Annotated in this window: 3 protein-coding genes and 2 pseudogenes; 4 read left to right on the top strand and 1 reads right to left on the bottom strand. The window is 68.3% G+C overall.

Annotation, left to right across the window (positions count from 1 at the left end; translation table 11 throughout):
- The 3 genes and pseudogenes from IEZ19_RS49120 to IEZ19_RS49110 form a co-directional block, all read left to right on the top strand.
- Positions 1-1,178 (top strand): annotated as a pseudogene (locus tag IEZ19_RS49120) (hypothetical protein); the annotation flags it as partial.
- Positions 1,179-1,687: 509 nt separating this feature from the next.
- A complete protein-coding gene (locus IEZ19_RS49115) occupies positions 1,688-2,665 on the top strand; it encodes an IS4 family transposase (protein ID WP_189317851.1) in 978 nt (325 codons plus the stop codon).
- Positions 2,666-2,725: 60 nt separating this feature from the next.
- Positions 2,726-3,133 (top strand): hypothetical protein, encoded by a 408-nt coding sequence (locus tag IEZ19_RS49110; RefSeq protein WP_189317850.1) that lies wholly within the window; start codon positions 2,726-2,728, stop codon positions 3,131-3,133.
- On the opposite strand, the pseudogene IEZ19_RS49105 reads toward IEZ19_RS49110, so the two are convergent.
- A pseudogene (locus IEZ19_RS49105) lies at positions 3,105-3,870 on the bottom strand (IS5 family transposase). The gene IEZ19_RS49110 and the pseudogene IEZ19_RS49105 overlap by 29 nt on opposite strands.
- Positions 3,871-4,000: 130 nt before the next feature.
- On the opposite strand from IEZ19_RS49105, the gene IEZ19_RS49100 reads away from it, so the two are divergent.
- Positions 4,001-4,601, top strand: a 601-nt coding sequence (locus tag IEZ19_RS49100; protein WP_189317849.1) for a hypothetical protein, incomplete at its 3' end; no start/stop codon positions are given.

Genomic DNA, 4,601 nt, shown 5'->3' with positions numbered 1-4,601 from the left:
TCCAGCTCACCGTCGAGCGGACCCCGGCTCCCGGGCAGCGGCGGAATCCCGAACTCGAGGGTGTCGTCGACAAGGAGAGACAGCCGGCGCAGCCGGGTGGCGCGGAGCCTCAGCCGGCGGACCAGGCGCGACCCGCACGGCCTGAACGATGGCGCGAAGCAGACCCGGCAGGCGAAGGGAACGCCCAACACCTCGCCGACGCCTACCAGGATTGGATCGCCGCCTTCGGATTCGAGCCCAGCGGCGCGCAGTTCGCTCTGTGGCTCCAAGACCAGTACGGCATCGCGACCGCGGCCGGCGGGCCACTGTCGGACGAGCAACTCGAACCCCTGCTGCGGCTCCTCAAGCAGCGGCACTCGCCCGCAGCCGAAGCCCGTGAGTGGGCCGAACCCCAAGGCGCGCAGGACGCGGACGACGGATGGACGTGGGGCGACTACTTCTACAACGCCTGGCTCACATACGCGGCGGAACGCGGTTCCTCTCCCGATGCCGTCGCGTTGGCCGAGTACGTGTATCAGCGTGACGGCATCACAGGAGCAGCAGGCCGGCCCGTCACGGCAGCGGAACTGCAGGAGTACGTCGCTGAATTCCAGGACCGGGAGTACGGCATCGGCGAGCCCAGCTCCGCCCCGTCAGCTGAAGGCGAAGAGCGGGCCGACCCCACCGAGCGGCTGGAGGAGGAGCCCCTGGCGGGCCGGGCGGCCGGACAGGAGGCCGTAGCCGCCGGTGCCCAGGCTGCCCAGGGGCAGCGTGGGCCCAGGATCGACGCCACGGTCGACGAGCTGCGGGGCTCCGCTGCGGGAGGGGATCTCACCGTCGTTGACCGCTACTACCTCGCGTGGATGGAATACCAGGCTCAGCACGGTAGCGAGCCGTCCGCTGATGAGTTGTCCGTGTACCTCGCGCAGAAGGGCATGTTCGGCCGGGCAGGCAAACCCGTCAGCCCGTCCACGCTGCGCCGCTATCCGCTCTGGTTCCGTACCTACAACGTCTGGGCCGAGCATCGCGTGCGCACCGAAGAGCCGTCAGCTGACGCTGTTGCGCAGGACTGCGCAGCCCACGGGATCACGGCCCAGTACAACAAGCCGATCACCCCAGCCCAGATCGGCGAGCAGACCAGCGACTTCGAGCGGCGATGGCACGCGCTCGCCCAATATCACGCCGACGCCCAGCAGTAGCCGTTTGCTGTCCAGTCCACACCGCGGGTCTCAACATCCTCGCCGAACTGCTGTGGCTGTGGGGCAAGGGGCTGTTCGGAGGTGGCAGAGCAGTGTCCAGCGGACTCACCCTCGACTGCGCTTGGTCGGCCACCAGGGTGCCCAGTCCGGACCTCGTCGGTCGTCGCATGGAGTGCTGCTGGGGTGTCCAGGTCGCACGTGCTGCTGCACCGACTCGACTCCCGTCCGTAACGATGTCCGAACTGCTGTGGGAGTGGGAGCCACGCGCGTTGCCCATGATGATCCTTCCCGGCACCGGTCACCCCGATGCCATCCGGTCATACACAAACTTCGGGAGCGTCGAGTCGATGGTGTCCCTTCTCGTGCAACACCGTTGCTTTATGCGGTCTGGCACTTTGTCAAGTCCATGAACGAGAGGACGGGACCCCTGGTAGATCCCTGTGGTGTCGAGCCCAGAGATCGTCGCACCGGAGGTCCCGTTGCCGCGGCATTCTGCCACCCCGCCATCCGTGGCGTTAGCTCACGATGTGTACACCCCCGGCCACCTGGGAGAGTTGACGCAGGTCATCGACCCGCAGCTGGTCGACGCGGTCCTCGATGAGACGGGCTCGCGCGAGCGGCGCGTGCGGTTGCTGCCTGCGCGGGTGGTGGTGTACTTCGTGCTCGCCCTCGCCTTCTTCGAGCGCTCGTCCTACCAGGCGGTGTGGGACAAGCTGTGTGCGGGACTATGTGGGATCGCGGTGGCGCGGCCGTGCGCGTCCTCATTGTCGCGAGCCCGCCGCCGACTGGGCAGCGCCCCGCTGCGCCGCCTGTTCGAGATCCTCGCCGGTCCCGTGGCCACCCGGGCACAGGCCAGTTCCTTCTATCGCGGCTTGCGGGTGGTCGCAGTGGACGGCACTGCCCTGAGCATCCCCGACGAGGAGGCGGTGACCTGGCGCTTCCCCAAGCATGGTGGGGAAGTGCTCGAGTTCGGCTACCCGCTCCTGCGCCTGGTGGCGCTGGTCGAGTGCGGCACCCGCGCCCTCCTCGGCGCGGCCTTCGGCCCGGACACGACCGGCGAGCTCGGCTACGCGCGCCGTCTGCTGGGACAGCTGGACGCCTCGATGGTGCTGCTGGCCGACGCCTACTATGACGCGTTCGACTTCCTGGAGGCGGTGACAGGTACCGGCGCGTCCTTCCTGCTGCGCTCGACCCGCAAGCGTCGTCCGACGGTGCGCCGCCCGCTGCCGGACGGCTCTTATCTGACGACCATCTGCGCCGGGAAATACAAGGCCGGGCGCGGTTACGGGCGACTCGAGGTCCGGATCGTCGAAGCCTGGATGACCGTCACGCTGGACGACGGCACCCGCCGCACCGAGCTATGGCGGTTGATGACCAGTTTCCTGGACGCCGACCGCTACCCCGCCCACGAGCTGATCGCGCTGTATCACTGTACGCCGCCGGTGGCGCCGCAGTCGCAGCGGCGGGCTCCCTCATCAAGGGCATGATCGCCCGCGCGTTCGGGGACCCCAACTCCGCCAGCCTGTCCTGGAAGGTGTAGCGCTCCGATGGAAGCAACCGGCATCCACGCCCTCGACACCGTGCTCGTGTGGGGCGGAGTGATCTCCGTCCTGGCGGGCGTGGGCACCGTCGCGTGGCGGGCTGTCCGGACAGCTCTGCACCTCGGCGGCCGGGCCGGTCAGTTCTTCGACGACTGGTACGGCGAGGAAGGACGGCCCGGCGTCCCGGCCAGGCCCGGCGTCATGGAGCGCGTGGCCGGGATCGAGGACTGGCTCACCCGCGTGGAACACGAGCTATACCCCAACAGCGGTGGCAGCTTGCGCGACGCCGTCGACCTGGCGAACGAGCGGCTGTCCCGCCTGAGTCCTGACCCCGAGCCCGACAACGCGTCGCCCGATCCGCCGCCCGTCGCCCGACCCTACAACCTCAGTTTGAGCAGGTCAGGTGCAGGGTGAGGACTGCTTGGACGAGGCTGGTGATGCGTGTGGTGCTGCAGCGGAGCTTCCGCAGGAGGCGCCAATTCTTCAGGGTCGCCATGGCCTGCTCGCCCAGCGCTCTGATCCGTGCGTGAGCTCGGTTGACGGCCTGCTGTCCTGCGGACAGACGGTCCCACCGGCCGCGGAAGGGCACTCGGACGGTTCCGCCGGCGCCTTGGTAGCTCTTGTCGGCCCAGCAGGGCATGCCCGCGTCGTCGAACGCGTCGATCAAGCCGTGTGTGCGGGCCGCCTTGATGTCGTGGACGGCGCCGGGCAAGGCGGGCGAGGCCCACAGTAGACGCCCGTGCGGATCAGCGATCACCTGCACGTTCATGCCATGTTTCTTGTGCTTACCGGAGTAGAACGGCCGGTCGGCGGCGATCCGGTCGATCGGCAGCAGGGTCCCGTCCAGGATCACAAACGCTTTGTTCTGTGCGGTCTTGACCGCGGCGGCCAGGTCCGGGGCGAGCGCGGCCAGCACATCGACGGCCTCGGCGATATACCGGTAGGCGGTGGTGGGTGCCCACGTCGAAGCCCGCGGCGAGCTGCGCGTAGGTGTGCCCGCACCGCAGGTGGGCGAGGGCGAGCAGAGCCTGACGGGCCGTACTCAGCCGGCGCCAGCGGGTGTCGCGCTGCCGGCGTTGGTCGCGCAACCGAGCGGACAGGAAGCGCAGGGCGGAGCTGGACACGTCGATCCCGGACGGGTAGACAAGCATGCGAAGCCTCTGGTGGAGACGGAATTCTTGGTCGAAAGCCCATCTTCCAGGGGCTTCTCCTGTCCGTCAGCTCAACTACACAGCCTGCTTGGCGGGTGGACAACGCTCATGCGGTGGCACACTGGTCGTCGTGTCCAACTCCTACGCGCAGCCCATCTTGAGAACGGCGGACCTCTCGGAGGGATTGCGCATCGTTGAGAGGCTGCTGGGGATCGCCGACCTGAGGGATCTGGAAGTCGATTTCGATGCGCGGATCTCCTCGACTCATTCTCTATCGGAGGTGCTGGCCCTGCTGCCGGACGCCGATTGGTGGGCTGCAGGGGAGAGGGACGGCGCCTCGGACACGGGGGATGATCCGTCGGCCTGCCTGCCCATCTGGCTACGACGCTGGGCTGGGGCACCCGAGACCGTGGAGCCGTTTCTCAAGGCGGTGGGCGACAGCCCGGCGACGGTGCGGTGGGACTTCAACGCCTGGCCCGAGGCTCCCGAGGTAGGTCTGGGGGTGGGAGGCACCCGCGGCGCGTTCGTCACCCTGTGCGCGCATGCCCGCGACCTCGATCTGGAAGAGCCTGCGGCCGACTACACGGTGTTCGTCCACGTCAAGCAAGTTGAGGCCGAACGCGCACCGTGGCTTGTGGCCCAAGTTGGGCTGCGGGTGATCGGCGACTTGGTGAGGGTGCGTTTCCTCTTGAGTGACGAGTGCGTGTCTGGTGGACCGGTGTTCTCGTTGC

This window comes from Streptomyces brasiliensis (assembly GCF_014647875.1).
Classification (GTDB): Bacteria; Actinomycetota; Actinomycetes; order Streptomycetales; family Streptomycetaceae; genus Streptomyces; species Streptomyces brasiliensis.
Note: the sequence above shows the minus strand (reverse complement) of the source record. Positions and strands in the feature narration are given on the sequence as shown.

Coding starts and splice junctions, on each gene's coding strand:
- IEZ19_RS49110 (WP_189317850.1), top strand. CDS start 2,726: ATGGAAGCAACCGGCATCCACGCCCTCGACACCGTGCTCGTGTGGGGC.